The sequence below is a fragment of the Helicobacter bilis genome, from assembly GCF_900198365.1.
In the GTDB taxonomy this organism is placed as follows: Bacteria; Campylobacterota; Campylobacteria; order Campylobacterales; family Helicobacteraceae; genus Helicobacter_A; species Helicobacter_A bilis_B.
Genome location: NZ_FZMS01000053.1, coordinates 1 through 21,338, shown reverse-complemented (window position 1 = coordinate 21,338; position 21,338 = coordinate 1). Strand labels below are relative to the sequence as shown.

Here is a 21,338-nt window from a genome sequence, read left to right as displayed (position 1 = left end):
ACAAAAGAGATAAAGCTATTAGCATACAATAAACCTAGTGAAAATAAAGCAGTGGAAGTGGATAGGTTTAGTAATGCGTTAGATTCTAAACTTATGAAATCAAATATTATTGATCGACTTGAAAGCATTCAAGCAGAGCCAACACCAAAGCAACTTACTCAATCACAGATAGAAAATGTATTGCAGAGATTTGACAATATAGATAATCTCATGCAACATTTAAATACACGACATGATAGTAAGGCTAGACTTGGATTATTTCATTTATTAGATTCCACAATGCAAAATCCACATATCCAATACACAAAGGATTCCAAAGATAAATATCTCAAAAAGTTTATAGATTTACATAGCAATAAAGACCCATTTTTCTACTTACTTGTAACAAAAGAAAATGATAAAAGATTTGTAACACATTTAAAAACAAGAGATATGGATTACTTAGCAAATGAAATAAAAAATGCAGATGATGTTATAAAAGGTGCTGACATTATAGGAGTTCTTAGACAGCAGGCGGGCGAAATTCAAAGAATTATAGAAACTCCAGCCCCCAAACAACAGAATCCTACCACAAAACAGGAAATAAGTAAAGATGTGGAAACTAAAGCCACTACATCAAGATCGGAAAAACGCAAATAGTAGGTACAAAACAGCAAGAGTTTATTCATAACGCTTACTAAAAGAGTTTAATTATTATGTAAAGCTTAATGGGGGGGGGGGGTGCAATTAAACAAGATTAAAGAAGCAAGAGAGTTCGACAAAGATATATTTTCTCAAGGGAGGCATAATCACCATAAAGTTTTAGAAGCAATCAAGGCAAAAACAAAGGAGAATCAAACAATACAAGTGCTTAAAACTTTGCATGAAGATGGGAATATAAAGCATTATGAGTACCGGAGCATGTTAACGAATTTAAAGACATAGGCCTACAAATATATCAACAAGCCATTATAGAAAATGTAGGAGAAAATCAAGCTAAAATCTTTGACATTGTTGCTAGGCTCAATTCAAGGTTTTTTAATGCATTTGAAAAAGAACTTTTATATGATGTTTTTCGCACATCATGGAAAGGTAATGCAAAAGCATGAGACAATAGAATCTACATCACAAACCACAAAAGAAATAGAAACGCCATTCAACAAAGACAATAGCCCTTATGACGCACAAACAACACAAAGAAAAAAGAGTTAGTAGATAGTATTTTTCAATATGTGATAGAACATGATGCGTTAGAAGATAGCCAACATTATATATCAATGGCTGACAATAGAGAAAAGGAACAAATAAAAAAAAAATAAAGCCTTACCCCCCCCCCCCCTACCTTAACAGAACAAAAGTTTATTGCATGCCATTTTGTCTTCATTAGGAGTTATTTTAAGAAAAATCTTAAGCTTGTTTCTAGTATTTATAATGGGAAATGGAAATTGATTAATCTTTATGATTTACACGAAATGGCAAATTCTTTTAATGGATTATTAGAGAAATTTAAAAATTCTTTAGAGAATAAATCATATGGTGCATTGGATAGCCTAGCACTTTTAAAAGATAGCAAGATGTTAGATGAACTGAAAGGAGTATTAACAGGGCCAAATGAATATTTGCAAAAGGAGTATAAAAAAGCAAGTAAAAATATATTACATACCATGAAGAAAGAAAGATAAAAGCAGAAGAAGCTTTGAATAAAGCCAAAACTATTTTTTGAAGAATAGGCAGATGGAACTCTAAAGGGCTTTGTATGTGCAAGATGCCAAAGACAGCAAGAACTGCTTAATAACAATAATGAAATGCTGCAAGAGCTTTTCAATCTTGATAAAGGACTTACCAACTTAAAAAAACGCTTGAAAATAGTTTTCATGGTATGGAGTTTACAAGCTTTTAAACGATATAGCTGGCTCAAGGGATAAACCCGATATGGCTTTAATCCTAAAAGAAATGGCAAGAAAGGATATAGAATAGAATTAAACATTAAACCCATAAAAGAAGTTGGCACAAACTATGCAGAACATTATCATAGTTGGGAATCTGCTATACAAAACTCATAGTAGAAGCAAAGGCACATAAAGAAAGCAAACACTAGTTTTTTAGCTTATCTAAACCTTATTTCAATGAAATATCGGCTAATTTGCGACCTATCAAATAAACAGGTATGCTCCAGGGGGCAATAAAGCAAAACAAATTTTAAGAGAGCTAATTCACACAAAGACAGAAATCTTACATCTTTTAAGTTCTTTGAATTCTGTCTTACTTTTTAATATTTTTGCCGCAGACAAAAAGATACACAAAGACACATTCATCACGCAAATTTTGACACACACATATATAAGCATTCTATACCTTATTTTGTGAACTTTGAATTGAATCTTATCTCTTTTAAAGTAATCAATCTTTAGTGTCTTACGGAGATGTAAGATGGATACTATCGGTAACTTTTCTATACAAACTGCAAAAAATAGTGTAGAATTACGACTTGCATAATTTTTAGATATTATGTGCTACATTATAAATCGCTTAAAGCGTAAGATTTGATATTTGAAAGTAAGGAGAAAGACATGAACAACATGATGAAAAAAGGACTGCTAACATGTGCGATATCGCTTGGTGCAGCACAAGGGTTAATGGCAAGCAAGATAGATTTAACGACGCATGGTAGGCTTAGTGCTGGTTTCTTTGGATATAGTGCGCCAAAAAATGGCTCAAGTAATTTCAATAACCTTGGTTTAAACGCTTATGTAAAAGCTGACTTTGGTTTAAATGAAAATTGGAATGTAGGTATGGGTGCGGCTGGTATTTGGAATATGTTAAGCATTTTCCCCATAGATAACAATCTTTTGCCCTACACTTCAAATGGTGATGTCGCAGATATCTACATGGTGTATAAAAACAATGGATTAAAGGTTGTAGCTGGTCGATATAATATCGATACAGGTTCAACAATCGTGCGTAGCAGTGCGTTTGTAAATGGGCATTTGCAGGGTGTAAGTGTGCAGTGGAATCCTAGTGGCAACACTTCCGCATATAAAGTTTGAGCGCATTACATTAACTCATTTCTTGACAATGGCTATTTGCCCGGTAGGATAGGCTCTGATCTTGCTATGCTGAATCCATATTTTGATAGTGGTAAGGCAAAGATTGGTGGTGAAGTGTTCTTATTTGGTGCAGATTATAGTAAAAAAGAATCTTTTTATCACCTTACCTATTAATCAACACAAAAGCACCAAATGGCACGACAAAAATGGGCTTTAACCCTGTTTTTCAGATTGGAGCTTCTGCAAAATACACATACAAATTTAATCCAAATTGGCATTCAATCACAAGTGCAAATCTAATGTTTCAATATGGCGACATGGCAAACAATAACGCTGCAGCCGACAATTTCTTAGGTCTTATATATGCAGATGAAGAGGTAAAATATGTCCGCTATGGCACAAACAAGGCAGGCAAACAATATGAAATCTATTCTATTAGCTTTGGTGGTGCAAGAGCGGTTTTAGCAAACGAGCAAGGCAGGGTTTTCTCACTTAATGATAGGACGAGATTCTATGGTAAGTTTCTCAATGGTGCTGGTATAGGTCAAGGTGGCACTCGGACATTGTATCTATTTGGTAAAATGAATCACCGACTTTTTGAAGCACAAGTTTTAGCTGTGGTGGGACTTATACAGAGATTAGTGCTGTTGGTTTATGGAAAGCATATAGACAAAATAGAAATAGTGATGAGGGTTCATTCTTAGGGTTTGATGTTGGCGGTGGCTATGTATTCGCACATGGTGCCGGTGCTGCTAACCATGGTTTGATGGCATTTGCTAAGCTTTCATATTAAGATATGGTATAAGCATTTTATGCTGCCAACCATCTGTTGTTGGGTTGGCTATGGATTTTAGTAGGCAATATTTTTTTGGAACTTAGTGTTTGCTATGTTTTATTTCGCTGTGTATAACAAACGCTAAATTTAATACTCTTTTTGATGGTGCTGATTTTTGCACTTTGGCGTTACCCAAACTTGTGCTTTTTCTACATAAAAAGTTTCATGACCTAAAAAATTGCGCAAGGACATCCCTATGCAATCTCATACCTCTTTCTAGAAGCAAGTCTTCAAAACTCACCCAAAATGTGGTTCTAGTTTGCGTTTTGCAAGTAGGTGAAAATGCAGGTGTGGGACTTCTTGTCCGCCATCACTCCCGATATTAGTTATTAGGCGATAACCGCTTTCACGCACACCAAGAGTATCCACTACACGCAGGATAAATGCACTCATATTTCCCATAAGGTTTGGTGTAACGCCATTAAAATCTTTTACCCATTTTTTTGGGATAATAAGCACATGTATGGGGGCTTTTGGGGCAATATCATGAAATGCCATGAACTCATCATCTTCTAATACAATATTTGCAGGAAGTTCTCTATCAACGATTTTTTCAAAAATGCCTTTTTCTGCCATGCTATATCCTTTTCTAGTTTTATTTGCCATAGTTGTATTTTGAATGCATCATTCTAGCAAAAAAATACATACTTTGTAGCAAAAATCCATTTTCTTTAGATAGAATAAAGCTTTCACAGAAAATATTACAAGACAAAAACCAAAGAAACACTAAGGGCTTTGCATGTTGGAATTAAAACAATGTATAAAAGACACGCTTACAAAAATAACACAAGCAGATAATAAAGAGATTCTAGAATCTTTACGCATTGAAATGAGTGGTAAAAAAGGCTATATTACACAAGCATTCAGTAAGCTTGGCACACTTCAAGGCATTGAGAAAAAAGAAGTAGCAGCAGAATTAAACACGCTTAAAAAAGAGTTTGAAAATATTTTTCATATTAAAAAAGAAGAGATTAGTCTAAAAGATTTAGAACAAAAACTAAAAAGTGAAAAGATTGATACAAGCCTCTTTAAAAAAGCTAACTTTGCAAGTAATGGACACCCTGTATATCAAATGCGTGATATTATCATTGATTATTTTGTAGGACTAAATTTTTCCCTGCAAGATGGTCCTTTTATAGAAGATGATTTTCATAACTTTGAAGCGTTAAATTTACCAAAATATCACCCCGCAAGGGACATGCAAGATACATTCTATTTTAAAGATTCTATGCTTTTAAGGACACATACTTCACCTACGCAAATACGCACAATGGAATCTAATAAGCCACCTATACGCATGATATGCACGGGAGCTACTTTTAGGCGAGATTATGATATGACGCATTCACCTATGTTTCATCAATGTGAGGGCTTAGTGGTAGAAAAGGGAGATCATATAAGCTTTGCACATTTAAGATATATTTTGGAAGATTTTGTAAAGCATATCTTTGGGAGTGATGTGAAAGTGAGATTTCGCTCATCTTTCTTTCCTTTCACAGAGCCTAGTGCTGAAGTCGATGTGAGTTGTATGTTTTGTAAAGGTGAGGGGTGCAGGGTGTGTTCGCATACAGGCTTTTTAGAGATACTTGGTTGTGGGGTAGTAAATCACAACGTATTTCGTGCAGTAGGCTATGAAGATGTGAGTGGTTATGCCTTTGGCATGGGGATTGAGCGGCTTGCTATGCTGAAATGGGGGATTAATGATTTACGCAGTTTTTATGAGACAGATTTGAGAATCTTGGAGCAGTTTTAATGATAGTTACAAGTGAGAGTTTAAGCCATTTTATTCAATTAGGTGGAATCGACTGGAAAGAGCTTGTGCGAGTGCTAAGCAGCATAGGCTTAGAAGTTGAGAGAGAATATGAGACTACAATCCCGCAAAATGTTGTCGTAGCAAAGGTGCTAAAAAGGACACAGCACCCAAATGCTGATAAGCTAAGTGTATGTGAAGTGGATATTGGCACTGAAGTATTACAGATTGTATGCGGTGCAAAGAATGTGTATGCAGGGCAGTATGTAGCCTTAGCGCTTATAGATTCAGTTTTGCCTTTTGGTAAAGAAGGTAGCACTACTATTACAAAGAGTGAGATAAGGGGCGTTGAGAGCTTTGGTATGCTTTGTTCTAGCACGGAGCTTGGACTACCTAAGCTAAATGATGGAATCTTAGAGCTTGATTCTAGCATTGGTGAGCTTGTGCTAGGTAAAGAGCTTTGCACTTACTCAATATTTCATCAAAGTGTGCTAGAGCTAGGCATTACCCCAAATAGGGGGGATTGTCTATCTGTGCTGGGTGTAGCAAGAGATATTGCCAGTGTGTTTAATCTTATTCCTAAAAATATTGTCGCAAATGAGCCAAGCATAGCACTTGGTGTGGGCAGATTCTTACAAGTTGTGCCGCATGGAGATTTGCATTCCTCACTTTTATATAGAATCATTGAGATAAAAGAAGGTTATACACCACTTGCCATTGCCCTAACACTTGGGCTAAATGGCAGATATAAGCAGTGTCCTATGAGTAACTTTGCAGAATATGCGACCTATATGACAGGTGTGCTATTTAATGTATATCCTATGGATTCTAATAATGTCTCAAATAATGGGAAAGAAGCAAAGCTTTTAATAAAAGCAGATGAAAATGGCTTAGAATCTGTCTATGCAGAATTTCATGAAAACGAGACTACAAGGCATACCAAACTCACAAATATTGGTGCGACTTTCTATGAAGTTGAAAAGCATGATTATCCACGAACCTTCATATTAGAAGCAAGCTTTATAGATTCTGTATTAATTGCAAATAATACCTATGGTATGGATAAGACAAAGCTAACACAAGAAGTGCTGCATCGCTCTGTCAGGGGTAGTAATCCAGATTTAGAAGTAGGTATGAATTTTATGTGTAAAAGTTTAGAATCTCTTAATTCAAATCTTTATTCCGGTGTGCAAGAGATACTCAGGGCTTATCCTCCAACAAATATACAAATGACTTTTGAATACATTTCAGATTGCATTGGAAACACAATAGAAAAGGAAGAGATAGCCCTTTTACTCAAGCGATTAAATTTTAGAATCCAAGCCACTTGCGATGAGAATTTCTTTATCGCCCAGCCACCAGCTTTTAGGAATGACATTAAAAGTAAGCAAGATATTGCTGAAGAGGTGCTGCGTCTATATGGCGTTGATAATATACAGCCAAAAAAGCATATTATAGAGCAAATACCACAAATCACACAAGCCTATATCACACACCAAAAGACAAAGAAGCTACGCACAAAAGCATTAGCACATGGCTATATTGAATGTGTGCATTATGTATTTGATGATTCTAAAAAGCTAGAGAATTTAGGCTTTGAACCTTTAAATGAAGATAAAAAGCTTTTAAATCCTATCACAAGTGAGCTTGATACATTGCGACCCTCACTTATCCCGCATATTTTAGAAAGTCTATCAGAAAATAAACGCTATGGATATGAGGGCATACGACTTTTTGAGATTGGATATGTGTATGATAGGGACAGAAACGCAAAACAGAATCTTGCCTTTGCAATGAGTGATTATCTAAAAACGCCAAGCTATCCAAACCCTAAAGGTATTGGGCTTGATTTCTTTAGCTTCGCACAAAATGTGAGTGAGATTATCGGTAATTTTGAGTGCATTAATACCGCAAGCAAGTTTCAAAAATCAAGACTTATCCACCCATATCAAAGTGCAAATATGCTGCAAAATGGCGTGATTATCGGCGTAATGTCAAAATTACACCCAAATATTGCAGAAATGTATGATTTAGGAAATGTGTATTTTTGTGAGATCGATTTTGCCTTACTACTCGCACAACAGCAAGATGATAAACTTGCAAAAGAGTTTTCAAAATATCAGGCAAATAAGAGAGATTTAACGCTTTTACTTGATAAAAATGTAAGCTTTAGTGCGATAAAATCAGAGCTTGAAAAGGCAGCATTGCACGATATAAAAGAGATTCTACCACTTGATATATATCATGAAAATGATGATAATATAGCCTTAAGTATTCGCTTTATGTTTCAATCTATGCACGACACACTTACAGAATCTCAAATGCAAGAGAGTTTGCAAAAGATTCTAGACATATTAGAGCAAAGATTCCATGCGAAACTAAAGCTTTAAAGGGCATGGAATCTTTTTTGCTACATTGACTATATTTGAGTCAAAAAAAAGGAATATGAATGAAATTTGCTAAAATTACTGCTATTTTTGGGATAAGTGTGTTTTCTTGTATGAGTGTGTATGCTAGTCAAAATCCATTTATGATTAATGCAAATCAAAGGGATTTTCAAGCACAACAAAATAATAAAGGCAAAAAGCATTTAACAGCAGAAAGTGTGCAGCTCCCAAGTAATGCAAGAGAATTAAAAAGTGTTACGCTTACTTTTCAAAATCTTGATGGCACGACTGAGAGCAAACAGCTAAAAGTAGATAAAACAATCGATTGGCATTATCCCATTAAAATCACACAGCAAGAGGCTATAAGAAATATTTCCAAGCGATATTTTAGCTTGAATGATTTTGAGTTTTACATGGAGGGCAAAACCTTTGTGATAAGCTCACCAAAGCATAGAATCTTACGACACTTTTTACTCGCAAATCCTACGACTATTGTAGTAGATTTTAGCCGTGATAAAGGTGCAGCCTATGATGGCAATATCGGCACAGGTGAAAAATATTATGCAAAAGTTGGCGTAAATGCAAAAAGCAATCTCTACCGCGTAAGCATAGAACTCGATGGAATCTATCAATACACATTGAAAAGCGCTAAAAATAACACACATACGATACAGCTAAGATAGTGTCCTATGTTTTTACTTTAAATAATTGTGTTTAGAATAAAACTTAATTTTACTGCTTAATGTCACGCCAATAGTGTTGAAATACCACATAAAAAGTACGAAAAATGGTCTAGTTTCTAATCCACCTACCCAAAATCACTTAATTTTTGTTTTTTAAATTCCTGCCATGTTTGATTCATTATTGCTTGTCTTGAATCTTTTAAAAGCGTAATGTAGAAATGCAAGTTGTGGATACTTGCAAGGCTATGATAAGTAATCTCATTTGCACGGAATAAATGGTGTAAATACGCCCGTGTAAAATTTAAACAAGTAAAGCAATTGCACTTAGAATCAAGCGGTGTGAAATCATTCTTATAACATGCTTTTTTGATATTTAGTCTGCCTTGATTTGTAAAAATACTCGCATTTCTAGCATTACGCGTAGGCATAACACAATCAAACATATCCACCCCTCTATCAATGCCCTCCAAAAGATTCTCTGGTGTGCCAACCCCCATGAGATAACGAGGCTTTGTTTCTGGTAAAAAATCACAGGCATAATCAAGGCATTCATACATTTCTTGACTACTTTCACCAACGGCTAATCCACCTATTGCATAGCCATCAAAGCCAAGCTCTCTAAGCTCTTCTGCACTTCTTTTACGCATTTCATAGTCTGTGCCACCTTGCATAATCGCAAAGATTTTATTCTTTAACCCATGTTTTTCTTTCTGTATATTGTGATATTGAATGCTCTGTTTTGCCCATTTTGTTGTGCGTTTTACAGAATCTAGAAGTCGCTCTTTTGTCGCTGGTAAGCCTACAAGATCATCTAAAATCATCATAATATCAGAGTTTATGGCATATTCTATATCAAGCACTTTTTCAGGGGTAAAAAAATGCTTACTTCCATCAATATGTGATTTAAAAGCGATACCGCAATCTTCATGTCTAACATTTTCACCTAAGCTAAACGCTTGGAATCCACCGCTATCGGTCAAATAATTACCATGAAAATTTGCAAAATTATGTATCCCGCCTGCCTTTTTTAGTGTCTCTATGCCCGGTCTAAGACAGAGATGATAGGTGTTTGCAAGAATGAGATTTGTTTGCAAGATATTTTTAATATCAAGGGAGTTTAGTCCCTTAATCACGCCTTGTGTGCCAACAGGCATGAAAATGGGCGTCTCTACCTTGCCGTGCGCTAGAGTAAAGCTGCATGCCCTTGCCTTGCCAACTTTTGCTTGGATTTGAAACTGCATAAAATCCCCTTGTGATTCCTAAATATTTGTGGATTTATAAAAGTGAGATTCTAATAAAAAAATGAGAATCTTTTAAGTAAAAGCTTGTAAAATCCTTGCAAATACATAGGTTATGTTGTATAATTTTGGCTTACCGAAAGTAAAGGAGAATATATGCAAAACACAATGACAAGACGAGAATTTGTAAAAATCGCAGGTATAGCTGGTGGTGCAATGCTATTTGGACAAAGCCTATTGAATGTAGCATTTGCTGCACCCCGTGTTGATATACAAGGTTTTTTTAGCACACAAAAGTTGTCTAATGGCGTAGAGATTCCACGCTATGGGATTGACTCATGTGTACATGCTTTAGGTGGCACAAAAGAAGGCGGACAAGTTATATTAGAGGCTTTAAGAGCTGGTTTCAAATATATAGAAGCACATGGTGCGACAAGTGAGGCTGGAGATGGATATGTGCTTAGTCAGATTCCACGACAAGATGTATTTTTATCATTGCAATTGCCAAAGGGCATTTCAACAGAAAGTGAAGTGCTAGATGCTTTCAACGAGGGACTTGCAAAGATGAAGACAGATTATCTTGACCTAGTCATTGTTGAGGTTGCAGAGGCAAAAGGTAGGGCTTCATGGTTAGAGGTTACAAGAGAAGTGTGGCGTGCGGTTGAGAATCTATATAAGCAAAAGAGAGTGCGATCCATCGGCATTGCAAATCTTAAAGTAGAGCAATTTGATGAGTTTATGGAATCATGCGAGATTAAGCCTATGGTGAGTCAGCTTAATATCAGCCCATTTACACTAAATCATGCAAATAAAGTATTAATAGAGAGATTCCAAAATAGAAAAATTGCTGTAAGCACGACAACAGCACTTGGGGACTTTGAAGGTTCTGTATATGACCCAATCTTGCAAAAAGTAGCACAAAAACATAATAAAACAGGTGCTCAAGTTGCTTTGCGTTGGAGTTTGCAAAGTGGTTTTATCACATTACCACCAGCAAGTAGCGTAGAACAAGCAAAAGAGTATGCTGATATTTTTAACTTTAAACTTGATGCAAGAGATATGAAAGCTATATCTCGTGTGCATGAGAAAATGAAATAGAGATAGTGCCTAATGTTCGTTATGTGTAGGGTGAACAAGGGTCTGCATATGATCCCCCCTACACTCAAGTTCAAAGCGGCAATCTAGATTCTGTAACAATTGCATATGTTAAGCAAGGCAGAAGTCTATCATAGAGTTCTATAAGCGATTTTTTAATATCCAAAATGACAAGGATCTAGATCAAGCGGACTTCATTTTTTAGCTTTACATTCACTTGCTTTTTCATTCTAATTCTATAATTAAAGATCTTTTATGAATACGGATAAAACTCATACAATATTGCGTATATTAGATGCAAATCTCAATAGATTACAAGAGGGCATTCGCGTAGTAGAGGATATATTTCGCTATGTATATGATAACAAGGAAATAACCTATACGCTAAAGCAAATGCGACATAAAGCTATTTTACAGCATACAGATTTGCTATTACAAGCACGCGATGTTGAATGCGATATTGCAAAAGGCAGCATTGACACAGAGATTGAAAGGCTAGATTTAGCAGCAATACTTCATGCAAACTTCCATAGAATCTGTGAAAGTGCAAGAGTGCTTGAAGAGTGTCTAAAGCTAAAAGAATGTCAAAAGTTTGGCAAAAGTCAAACTTTTAAATCTTTGCGTTATGAAGCGTATAATTTGCATGTCATTGCAAATAAAATAATCGTGGATAATGCTTGCAAATAAAAATAAAATAAAAAGCAACACAAACTCTAAAGCCTAGCAATATCATATTTAAATCTTTTTAACCAAGTTGATATGCCTTGATGACTGAATAAACGCTTAGAATCTCAGATAACAATCATTGCACTATGTAATATTGCAACAAGATTCCATGACACGATATACAATAATAAAATGAATGTGATCCTAGCTATCTAAATCTCAATATATATTACAAAAAGAATGATATAATACGCCTTTTTATTATAATACAAATAAATCTTTTAGAATCTAAATCAAACGAGTTTAATTATAGAAAGGCAATTATGAATAACACTATACAAGATTCCACTATAAAATCCACACAGAATCCACGAACACAGCAGACTTACCATGAAGTGCTAATAAACATAGAATGCAAACAGCAATATTTGCAAGATATTATCACGCAAAGCATTGCAGATATTATTTTGGAGCATGGAGATGGCGTAGAATTCATGGATAACACTAAGATTACGCTAGATTCTATTGAGAATAATGCTTAAATGGAAATCTTTGTGCGACAAAAGATTCTTATTGTCTTATTTGTCATGCTTGTCTGCTCTATGCAAGCCGCACCGCTTCTACCTTTCATTCAAGCAAAAGCAGATATTAATGAAGATAAAGTAGGCTGGGAGGTGGATCTAAACCGCATTGCCCTAAATTTTACACAAAGCTCTCTTAGCAATCAAAAGTTCTACACAAGCTTTTCTGATAGTAACCTAAAGGGCAACTCTCAACTTGCATTGCAATTCTTTTTTACTCTAAATGGCAATTTCTATGCTCCACGATTTGTAGTCTTTAATACTGCCTATGCAGAATATGGCTTTACACAAATCACACAAACAAACAAAAGCGTTGTTACCAACAAAAACCTTGATAAAATGGTATTTTCAACAGACTATACGCAAAGAATGTGGGATTTTGACTGGGGTTTTGAGATATTTGAGATGGGTCCTTATGTGCGGACTTCCTATCAAACAGAGTTTAATCCAACGCCAAGTGTGGGTCGCAGACATATCATAAACTACATGGCAGGGGCAAAGCTCTTTGATGGTAGATATGTGAAAAATCTTTATTTTGACTTCTTTGGCGAACATGATTTTAACCCCATGACAAAGCTAAATGGTGCAGGTTTAGAAGTGGGCGTATCGCTAGAGTATAGCCTAAATAAACATGTAAAATGGACTTATACGATGAACTATAAAAAGTATATTTTCAATGCAAAAGATTCTAGAATCTCACCTGATTATCAGCTTCTACTTGAAACTCGCATTGATGCAAAGTTATTTAGAAGTTTAAGTATCGCACCACTTTTGCGTTACTATATGCTTAAAGCAAATGATATAGACTTGCCTGCATCAAACTTTATGGTTGGCGTATCGCTTAATTTTGGTAAAGTTTTGCTTCCACCGCAACAAGCATTAAAAGATTATGAGTTTGTGTATTAGATTTATAATGCAGGGCTAAGTTATTAGCGATTTTATGCTTTAATTGTATCTTAATTATTTCGTAAGGACGAGAATTTATGAGCAATACAAAGCTAAATGATGAGATATTGACACTCTTAGAGCAATACGCCACACAAAAAAGATTCTATGGTAAATCTTATCCTAAGATCCCATTTGTATTTTCACATAATGAGAGAGATTTTATCGTAGAAGAGATTCCACTCTATCCTTTTAGCAATACCGGGGAGCATAGAATCTTAAAAGTGAGAAAAAAGAATATAAGCACACTAGAATGTGTGAATCTCATCGCACAAGCCCTACATATCAAAGAAAGGGATATCGGCTATGCGGGATTAAAGGATAAACACGCCCTTACTTATCAGCACATTTCAGTCCCAAATAAAGCATTTAAAGCCTATGAAAATAATCTACACAAGATAAATCAAATAAAGATTCTAGAATCTTGTTTGCATGGGAATAAAATAAAAATAGGGCATTTAAAAGGCAATAAGTTTTTTATCCGCTTAAAAAAGGTTGCACCGCAAAGCTTTGAGCGGCTAAAAGAAGAAGCACTTCTAGCACAAAAGCAGGGCTTTCCAAACTTTTTTGGCTATCAAAGATTTGGTAATTTTGGGGATAACTATATGCAGGCATTACAGATTAAAAAGCCCCCAAATAAACAAAATCCATTAGAGCAACTGCTTATATCAAGTCTGCAAAGCGTGTGCTTTAATCTATGGCTTGAAGAGCGACTAAAGATAAGCAATATCATGCAAAGTTTTAGTCCTAAAGATTCTATGCAGGCACTCTCTCATCTATATAATATAACTATGGATAGAGAGATTTTTGAGATATTGCATAAACACGCTTTGCCACTCACACCACTCATAGGCGATGTATGTATGCACTATCCACATGGGAAATTTTTCTACTTTGGAGATAAAAGGTCAAATGATTTAGACAGCATGGATAATACTCAGACTATATTAGATGATATAGAGCGACTAAAGAATGGAAGCATTAGTATCACGGGACTATTGAATGGTATGGAGTGTAAAAAGATTCTAGATTCTAAAAATTACGCCCTAAACCCCACAACCCACTTAGATTTAACACAGAATCTAGAAACTAAAAATTGTCATGCTGAACGCAGTGAAGCATATATCATGGAATCTAAAAGAGATTCTATACAACACAAAGAATCTAAAAGCACTCAAAATAGAGTAAGACTAGCAAAACAAGACGCATATATCATAGAGCAAAACTTTGCCTATCCCATTATGGCAAATGGAGCGAGGCGATATGCGTGGGTATATCCAAGCGATTTATCTATCAAATACAACGCAGAAAAAGCACAAGCAGAAATCGCTTTTACACTCCCAAGCGGTGCGTATGCCACAAGCTTTTTATCCTATATCAAAAACGGCGATGTGCGAGAATTTTAATGTAAAAAATAATTTCAATAAAGGAATAATATGCAATCTCTATATATACATATACCTTATATTTGTGCCATTATTTGCTTATTTATTATGCTTGTTTTATACAGGCAGAGAATAAAGGCTTTACGCATAAAAGAAGCATTGAACGAACAAGCCATTTTGCTTACAAATAAACATTATGAAGAAAAAATACAAGACCTACAACACACATTAACAGCCACAAAAAGCGAATATCTAACACAACTAGAATCACTTAAAAAAGAACACACACTAAATCTAACAGCTGCCTTGCAAGAGAGGGAAAATGCCCTAAAAACTCAATACACACAGAAGCAAGAACTCATGCAAGAGCTACTACAAACAAACCAAGAGAAACACACCGCATTAATGACACAAAGATTCTGTGAAATAAGCGAGCAGTTATTAGAAGAGAAAAATCGCCAATTCCAAGAAAAGCAAACCGATAGCTTAAAGCCACTTTGCGATGAGATTATGCGATTTAAAACAGAGATAGCACAGCACACAAAGGATAATCAAGAGCGACACATTGCCTTGAATACCGAGATTAGACACTTAAAAGAAGCAAGCCTTAAAATATCAGCCGATGCGACTAATCTAGCAAACGCAATGCGTGGGGATTCTAAACTGCAAGGGCAATGGGGCGAGGTGATTTTAGAGCGATTGCTTGAGTCTAGCGGTTTGCAAAAGGATAGGGAATACTATACGCAGGTATTTGTGAAGAATGAAGCAAAAGAGATTTTGAGACCTGATGTTGTGATACATTTGCCAAACAATCGCTTTGTAGTTGTGGATTCTAAAGTGAGTTTGAGTGCGTATGAGAGATTTTTTAACGCAACAGATTCTAAAGAAATGCACCTAAATGCACATATTGAGAGTGTGAAAAATCATATAAAAAGCCTTTCACTCAAGCAATATCAGCACTCCATTGAAGGGGGACAGCTTGATTTTGTGATTATGTTTATGCCGCTAGAAGGGGCGTATAGTGCGATTTTACAGCATGATATGCAGCTATTTTTAGATTCTTATAATAAGGGCATTATCCTTGCTGCTCCAACAACTCTTATGGTGATTTTGCGGCTTATCCATCATATTTGGAGTAATGAAGCAAAGGATAAAAATATCACAAAGATTCTACAAGAGTGTGTAAAACTCATTAAAAAATTTGATGGCTTTACAGAGAGTATGGAAAAAATTAGCCGTGCTTTAGAAACCGCCCAAAATGCGTATGAAAAAGCCGAAATTCAGATAAGAGGTCGCGGCTCACTTGGCAGTTATATCAAGAATCTAGACAACTACATGTCCCAAATCACAACAGATACAAAACCACAAACAAGCCCAAAGAACAATAAAGCATTAGAATCACATATTAACAAAGAAGAAGAACATATACAAAATGACACTATGCCAGAAACCACAGACGATGAAAAAATCGCATTGTAGATTCTAGCTTTCTTATCTCTCTTTTACACACATGAGCACGGGGAAACTATAGCACTTGGAGTTTAAGTTTGTGAAACAATGTTTCTATCAAGAATTTTTAATTCCATATAAATAAAAAGGAATTGAACCCAAAAATTCAGTATCAAACGCATGGGTATAAGGAGTTTTTAGGCGGATTTCTACTCACACAAACTAAGTAAATTCCGAACTTCAAACATCCCAAGGTTATGCTGTGCTTATTTTTTGTGTATTTGAGAGTGTAGAAACCAAATACATAAAACTTGCTTTCAGCTACCTCGAGATGATACGCTATTCAATTTCTTAGAATAAGGTATAAGATTATTGACATACAATTCACATTAACAATAAAAGATCTATATGTAATTTTGTTTATACACTCGTAAGGAGTATGGCAAAAACAATAAAAATACCCTTACAACTTAAATATACTATCCAGTCGTAAGAAAAGATTTGGGTGTGCCAACTTAATATTCTTTGCAAATGCTTTTGCATCAATATCTTGAATATTTCCATTTGATTGCTTGTAGGAATGAAACTCATGCAATGCTACTGCCATTGTATCTTCTAAATCAATTGGCATAAGCTCTCTTATCTCATATCGCAAAAGCATTAAAAACTTCTCTTCATTATGCTGCTGAATGTGTCCTAAAAGATTCTGTAGGGCAAATTGTGGCAGGGCGACAAATTCCTTTCCTTCTGTGGTCTTTAGAAACCACGCTTCATTTTCATTAAAATCCCCCTCTACAAACTCAAGCAGCCATCTAGCATCATCTAGCTTTGCCATATAGGCTACATTGCTCAGAGTTTGCAGGCTTTCTACTAGCTTTTTCTTGTCGTATTTTGTTCGTTTAGCCATACCATTACTCCTTTTTGTGCGTGAAGTCTGTTGTGCGCTTCTTCAATAATCTTGCTTTGTTTCCCATCAATTACTTCTTCACTCACCTCTAATCCACGATATGCAGGCAGACAATGCAAGAAAATTGCATTTTCATGCGCTAAAGACATCACTTTAGAATCTACTTTATAATCCTTAAAGTCCCACATACGCGTCTCTTTTTCGTTCTCTTGCCCCATTGATACCCAAGTATCTGTTGTGATAACATGCGCGTCTTTTGCAACGCCAAAAATATCATCAGTGATGACTATTTTTGCACCACTCTCTTGTGCGTTTTTCTCTGCGATTTCTACAATATCTTTGCTAGGCATATACTTCTTAGGACAGGCAAGTCGTATCTCAAAGCCAAGCTTTGAAGCAAGCATAAGCCATGAGTTTGCTATATTATTCCCATCGCCAATATAGGCTACAATGGGCTTTGCGATACTATTTTTTGCTCCCACTTCATACAGTATAGAATCTGGCACAAATATACCGCATTCAATCATCGTGAGATAATCTGCTAAAAGCTGCATAGGGTGAAACACATCGCTAAGCCCATTAATCACAGGCACACTTGAAAACCTTGCAAACTCTTCTAGCCTCTCGTGCATGTGTGTTCTCACCATAATCATATCCACCATAGAGCTAATCACAGCCGAGCTATCGCGGACAATCTCGCCTCTACCAAGCTGTAATTCATTATTTGACAAAGAGATTCCAAAGCCACCTAACTGATAGATCCCCACTTGAAAGCTAACGCGAGTGCGAGTAGAGCTTTTCTCAAAAATCATGGCTAGAGTTTTGCCTTTTAAGTATGGTATCGCAATGCCATTTGTATATTCAGTTTTAATTTTTATCGCAAGTGCAAGCATTTCTAGAATCTCATGCTTTGTAAAATCATTGATAGTTAGAAAATGTCGCATGTTTATCCTTCATATCGCAATAAAATAAAAGTGTAATATTACAATAAAACGCTAGAAAAATAGCTTTTTATAGAGAATTTCAAGGCTTTCTTGCCAGATTTATGTTGGATTCTATTTTTTTGCCAAAGCAAGTATAAGGTTTTATTCTTGTCATCAATGCTTAGTGTTAAGACGACTAAAATTTGACAAAAATAAGTCGAAATTGCGACATCAATTATATTTTTGTATCCTATGAGTTCATACAGAAAATCCTAATATGCAAAATAATTTTACATTATTAAACCAACTCAAAATTCGCATTAACACAAAATTTATCCCCATTTTTCGTAGCTATAAAGCTTTATGCTACAATATGTTTTATTTGAGTTTTAAGGGGAATGTATGTCGATTTTTCGTGAATATGATATTCGAGGTGTTTTTGAAGTTGATTTAACAAAAGAAGCGGTAGTAAAAATTGGCTATTTACTTGGGGAAGAGATTAAAAAGCATGACAATAAAGTCGCCATTGGATATGATGCAAGGACACATAGTCCTACTCTCTTTGAATGGCTTAGCTATGGACTACAAGCAAGTGGATTAGAGGTCTTTAATCTCGGTATGATTCCCACGCCTGTTGCGTATTACTGCACTTTTAGCACAGAGATTAAAAGCTCGATTATGATTACAGGCTCGCATAATCCACCGCAATACAATGGCTTTAAAATCACAATCAACAAAGCCCCATTTTATGGAGAACAGATTCAAGCATTTGGCAGAAAAATGGCAAGTATCAATGTGCCACATATCACACAAAAAGATTCAGTAAAGCTTAATGTTTTAGAATCTTACATAGATTACATGACAAAAGAGTTTGCGATATTAAAGGATTTAAAAGAGACTATTATATTTGACTGCGGTAATGGTGTAGCAGGTATTGCTTTAACAAAGATTATAGAGAATCTAGGATTGAGGGCTATCCCCTTATACTTTGAGCCAGATGGCACTTTCCCAAATCATCATCCAGACCCAAGCGAAGAGCATAATCTAGTGGATATACAAAACGCCCTAAAAACGCATAATGCTCATATTGGTATCGCATTTGATGGCGATGCTGATAGAGTAGCCCTAATCTCACAGAATCACAACTTTAAAGGCGATGAGTTGGCTATACTTTTTGCACGAGATATTGCAAAAAGTATCACGAATCCAACGATAATAGGCGAGGTTAAATGCTCTCAAGTCATGTATGATAGCATTAATACAATTGGTAAAAGCGTGATGTATAAAACCGGACATAGCAATCTTAAAGTCAAGCTAAAAGAGCTAAACGCACAGCTTGCATGTGAGATGAGTGGGCATATATTCTTTAATGATAGGTATTTTGGCTATGATGATGCGATATATGCGGCTTTAAGGATTCTGGAGCTAATCTATAAAGAGAAGCAAACTCATAAGAATCTAAAAACGCCCATTGAGACATTAGAAGAAAGCATAAAATCCCTGCCAAAAACTTATAGCACACAAGAAGAGAAAATAAAAACAGATGAAGCACAGAAGTTTCACATTATAGCGAGTTTGCAGGATAGCTTACAACAGATTCTAAAAGAACAAAAAGCAGGCAAAAATACAGATTTTCCAGAGATTGTAGAGATTATTAGCATTGATGGTGTGAGAGTCGTATTTAAAGATGGATGGGGACTTGTGCGTGCGAGCAATACGACACCCACACTTGTTACGCGTTTTGAAGCCTATACAGAAGAGAAGTTATCACTCTATAAACAAGCACTTTTAAGCTTAATCAAGCAATAATGTAAATAAAAGGAATGCAAGATGAAGCAACCCTTAAAAAAAGATATAGAATCTAAAAGCAAGGACTTATCAGTAAGTAATACAGAATCTAGCTTTGATTCTAAAGTAGCACAAGATTGTAAGCACTTAGATTCTAATACGGGACAGAAAATACAGAATCTAGATTCTACACCAAAAAACCACGCAAACAAAACCACAAATTCTAGCAGTTGCTCTATGGCTTTGGGTGAATTGGAGGGCAGGAGTTATCTAAATGATAATGACTACCCCTCTAATTCGCTCAATCGCCCAAATTGTATAGACAAGGGCGAAAATTTAGCGAATCTATATTCTAAAGATTCCACAACCCATACACAACAAAGCATAGAACAAGACTTGCAAGCATTAAGACAAAATATTGATTCTATCGACAAAGAGATTATACAGCTACTTGATAAAAGGCTAACTTTCGTGCAGCAAATTGGGTATTTAAAGGTTAAAAACAACGCAAGTATTTATCGCCCCGATAGAGAGAGAGCGATCATACAGAATCTTTTATCAATCACAAAGGAAAAAGGGCTAAAAAATCTCAATAAATCAATCATTGAAGCCATCTTTTATGAGATATTTGCCATTGCTAGAAACATTGAGACGCCTCAAAAGATAGCTTTTCTAGGACCTATTGGTAGCTACACGCATCAAGCCGCTGAAAATCGCTTTGGTCCCTTAAGTGCGTATTTACCGCTAACAACCATTAGTGCGGTGTTTGAAGCGTTGCAAAGGGGGAATGCAAAATATGGAGTAATCCCACTTGAAAACAACACAAATGGCATGGTAGGCGAGACAATCGACAATCTAGCAAAGCATAATTTTAAGATTATAAACGAGATTATCCTGCCGATACACCACAGCTTTGCGACAAAGGAAAAACACATTAATGATATAAAGAGAATCTATTCTAAAGACATTGCATTTGGGCAGTGTAGTAACTTTTTGCAAAGCTATCAACTGCATGAAATCGAGCATATTTCTGTGAGTTCCACAGCGTTTGGAGCAAAACTTGCAAGTAGTGAGAGTGGTAGTGCAGCAATTTGTTCTGAAATCGCCACAAAGCTATATAATCTCCCCATTATGTTTGCAAATATTGAGAATCATTGCACAAATCAAACGAGATTTGTAATCATCAGCGACTTTACAAACGAAAAAGGGCAGAATGATAAGACTTCTATTTTTGTAAGTATGAAAGACTTTGGAAAAGCGGGGGCATTATTTGGTCTTTTGCAAGATTTTAAAGACGAATCGATTAATATTACTAAGATAGATTCTAGACCGATACAGAGTGATGGGGCGTTTCACTCTGGATTCTATATGGATTTTTACGGACATAAAGATGATGAGAGTGTAAAGAGATTGTTTGATAAAAGAGGCGATGAGATAAAATGGCTTGGCAGCTACCCTGCGTTTGTGTAAAAAAGTATAAAATATCGCTCAATAAAAAACTATAAAATGCACCTTGAAATTATATATTTTGTTAAATCGCTATAAAAATATCACAAAACAAATAGATACTAGAAACTTTTATGATACTATAACTTCATATAAATTTAAGGTTTATTATTGATGGCAAAACACCCTTTGACATATCAAAATACTAAACAAGATATATATATATATATATAT

Annotated in this window: 19 protein-coding genes; 15 read left to right on the top strand and 4 right to left on the bottom strand. The window is 35.5% G+C overall.

All coding sequences use genetic code 11. The features are described from left to right. The 4 genes from C6H08_RS07580 to C6H08_RS12015 form a co-directional block, all read left to right on the top strand. Positions 1 to 639 (top strand): hypothetical protein (locus C6H08_RS07580; protein WP_158656837.1); only part of this gene is annotated, 639 nt, incomplete at its 5' end. A 785-nt stretch (positions 640 to 1,424) separates the two neighbouring features. Continuing rightward, a complete protein-coding gene (locus tag C6H08_RS07570) occupies positions 1,425 to 1,661 on the top strand; it encodes a hypothetical protein (RefSeq protein ID WP_138154599.1) in 237 nt (78 codons plus the stop codon). An 888-nt stretch (positions 1,662 to 2,549) separates the two neighbouring features. Further along, on the top strand, positions 2,550 to 3,026 hold the full coding sequence (locus C6H08_RS12020; protein ID WP_034562310.1) for a hypothetical protein: 477 nt from the start codon (positions 2,550 to 2,552) through the stop codon (positions 3,024 to 3,026). Positions 3,027 to 3,232: 206 nt separating this feature from the next. Further along, on the top strand, positions 3,233 to 3,730 hold the full coding sequence (locus tag C6H08_RS12015; RefSeq protein WP_034579662.1) for a hypothetical protein: 498 nt from the start codon (positions 3,233 to 3,235) through the stop codon (positions 3,728 to 3,730). Between the two features lie 368 nt (positions 3,731 to 4,098). On the opposite strand, the gene C6H08_RS07560 is transcribed toward C6H08_RS12015, so the two are convergent. After that, positions 4,099 to 4,437: a histidine triad nucleotide-binding protein gene (locus C6H08_RS07560; RefSeq protein ID WP_020995385.1), complete on the bottom strand. Its 339-nt coding sequence runs from the start codon at positions 4,435 to 4,437 to the stop codon at positions 4,099 to 4,101. A gap of 163 nt (positions 4,438 to 4,600) precedes the next feature. On the opposite strand from C6H08_RS07560, the gene pheS reads away from it, so the two are divergent. The 3 genes from pheS to C6H08_RS07545 are packed head-to-tail and all read left to right on the top strand — an operon-like array spanning position 4,601 to position 8,681. Beyond that, entirely contained in the window at positions 4,601 to 5,614 is a 1,014-nt protein-coding gene (gene pheS, locus C6H08_RS07555) for a phenylalanine--tRNA ligase subunit alpha (protein ID WP_080732131.1), read from the top strand. Beyond that, a complete protein-coding gene (gene pheT / locus C6H08_RS07550) occupies positions 5,614 to 8,001 on the top strand; it encodes a phenylalanine--tRNA ligase subunit beta (protein WP_104686157.1) in 2,388 nt (795 codons plus the stop codon). The genes pheS and pheT overlap by 1 nt, the downstream gene beginning before the upstream one ends. Before the next feature lie 59 nt (positions 8,002 to 8,060). Beyond that, complete coding sequence (locus C6H08_RS07545; RefSeq protein ID WP_034562317.1) at positions 8,061 to 8,681, top strand: AMIN domain-containing protein; 621 nt, start codon at positions 8,061 to 8,063, stop codon at positions 8,679 to 8,681. Positions 8,682 to 8,806: 125 nt separating this feature from the next. Here the strand turns inward: C6H08_RS07545 and tgt are convergent, their stop codons facing one another. Further along, positions 8,807 to 9,922, bottom strand: a complete 1,116-nt coding sequence (gene tgt, locus C6H08_RS07540) for a tRNA guanosine(34) transglycosylase Tgt (RefSeq protein ID WP_034579660.1) — start codon at positions 9,920 to 9,922, stop codon at positions 8,807 to 8,809. Between the two features lie 153 nt (positions 9,923 to 10,075). On the opposite strand from tgt, the gene C6H08_RS07535 reads away from it, so the two are divergent. The 6 genes from C6H08_RS07535 to C6H08_RS07510 all read left to right on the top strand — a co-directional run bounded on the left by C6H08_RS07535 (position 10,076) and on the right by C6H08_RS07510 (position 16,070). Continuing rightward, a complete protein-coding gene (locus C6H08_RS07535) occupies positions 10,076 to 11,017 on the top strand; it encodes an aldo/keto reductase (RefSeq protein WP_034579657.1) in 942 nt (313 codons plus the stop codon). Between the two features lie 252 nt (positions 11,018 to 11,269). Next, positions 11,270 to 11,701 carry a hypothetical protein gene (locus tag C6H08_RS07530; protein ID WP_034562323.1) on the top strand — a complete coding sequence of 144 codons (432 nt, stop codon included), beginning with the start codon at positions 11,270 to 11,272 and terminating at the stop codon, positions 11,699 to 11,701. Between the two features lie 302 nt (positions 11,702 to 12,003). Further along, on the top strand, positions 12,004 to 12,222 hold the full coding sequence (locus tag C6H08_RS07525) for a hypothetical protein (protein ID WP_034562324.1): 219 nt from the start codon (positions 12,004 to 12,006) through the stop codon (positions 12,220 to 12,222). Between the two features lie 12 nt (positions 12,223 to 12,234). Continuing rightward, complete coding sequence (locus C6H08_RS07520; protein WP_233708527.1) at positions 12,235 to 13,167, top strand: hypothetical protein; 933 nt, start codon at positions 12,235 to 12,237, stop codon at positions 13,165 to 13,167. Between the two features lie 77 nt (positions 13,168 to 13,244). Beyond that, a complete protein-coding gene (truD, locus tag C6H08_RS07515; protein ID WP_034579655.1) occupies positions 13,245 to 14,612 on the top strand; it encodes a tRNA pseudouridine(13) synthase TruD in 1,368 nt (455 codons plus the stop codon). 30 nt (positions 14,613 to 14,642) lie between these two features. Further along, entirely contained in the window at positions 14,643 to 16,070 is a 1,428-nt protein-coding gene (locus C6H08_RS07510; protein ID WP_034579652.1) for a DNA recombination protein RmuC, read from the top strand. Between the two features lie 433 nt (positions 16,071 to 16,503). Here the strand turns inward: C6H08_RS07510 and C6H08_RS07505 are convergent, their stop codons facing one another. Both C6H08_RS07505 and argF read right to left on the bottom strand, forming a co-directional pair. After that, entirely contained in the window at positions 16,504 to 16,947 is a 444-nt protein-coding gene (locus C6H08_RS07505) for a DUF2603 domain-containing protein (protein ID WP_005219366.1), read from the bottom strand. Next, positions 16,911 to 17,891 (bottom strand): ornithine carbamoyltransferase, encoded by a 981-nt coding sequence (gene argF / locus C6H08_RS07500; protein ID WP_034562332.1) that lies wholly within the window; start codon positions 17,889 to 17,891, stop codon positions 16,911 to 16,913. Before argF ends, C6H08_RS07505 begins: the two co-directional genes overlap by 37 nt. A gap of 381 nt (positions 17,892 to 18,272) precedes the next feature. On the opposite strand from argF, the gene C6H08_RS07495 reads away from it, so the two are divergent. Then, complete coding sequence (locus C6H08_RS07495) at positions 18,273 to 19,679, top strand: phosphomannomutase/phosphoglucomutase (protein WP_034579649.1); 1,407 nt, start codon at positions 18,273 to 18,275, stop codon at positions 19,677 to 19,679. Positions 19,680 to 20,054: 375 nt separating this feature from the next. Beyond that, positions 20,055 to 21,128 carry a bifunctional chorismate mutase/prephenate dehydratase gene (locus C6H08_RS07490; RefSeq protein WP_104686158.1) on the top strand — a complete coding sequence of 358 codons (1,074 nt, stop codon included), beginning with the start codon at positions 20,055 to 20,057 and terminating at the stop codon, positions 21,126 to 21,128. Positions 21,129 to 21,338: the final 210 nt, after the last annotated feature.